Source organism: Streptomyces sparsus, from assembly GCF_054776295.1.
In genome coordinates, this window is record NZ_BAAHCA010001618.1 from 1 (window position 1) to 632 (window position 632).

Here is a 632-nt window from a genome sequence, read left to right on the forward strand (position 1 = left end):
TCCGACCCTGCGGCGCGCAGCAGCGCCCGCCAGGCGGGCTTGCCCGCGTCGGTGTCCACCAGCAGGAAGCGGCCGGGGAACTCGGTCTGCGCCGAGCGGACCAGCACCCACACGGCGGCGGCCGTCGGGTCGAGCGAGCCGTCCGGGGCGTTGTCCTGCCAGGCCGGGACCGCGCCGCGGGTGAGGAACACCAGCCTGGACCGTTCGAAGAGAGGTGTCGTGACCCAGGTCCGCGCGCGGTCCAGCGCCCGGCGGGTGGTGTCGTGCACCGCCGCGGCGCGCTCGGCTCCCGGGGTCCCGGTCGCCGCGGTGACCACCACGTCGGGTGCGCTGCCGTCGCCGACGGCGGCGGCCAGTGCCTCCAGGTCCGGGTACGCCTCGGCGTACTGGCCGGCCTTCATGAGCCCGGCCCGGATGCCCAGCGTGTCGTCTCCGACGACCGCCCACGTCTCGGGCGCGCGCGCACCGGCCGACGGGAGGTGCGTGTCGGTCCACTCGACGGAGAACAGGGCATCCTGCTGGGCGGCGCCCGCCGCCCTGAGGCTGCCGCGGGTGACCGGCTGGAGCCGCACCTCGGCGATGGTCACGACCGGCGTTCCGGCGGCGTCGGCCGCGCGGACCGCGAAGGCGCC

At 77.2% G+C, this 632-nt stretch carries 1 protein-coding gene; it reads right to left on the reverse strand.

Going from position 1 to position 632, the window contains the following annotated elements; all coding sequences use genetic code 11:
- A partial coding sequence (locus tag ACYVE9_RS29950; RefSeq protein WP_461030999.1) for a SpnB-like Rossmann fold domain-containing protein occupies positions 1-587 on the reverse strand: 587 nt, incomplete at its 3' end.
- Between the last annotated feature and the right edge of the window lie 45 nt (positions 588-632).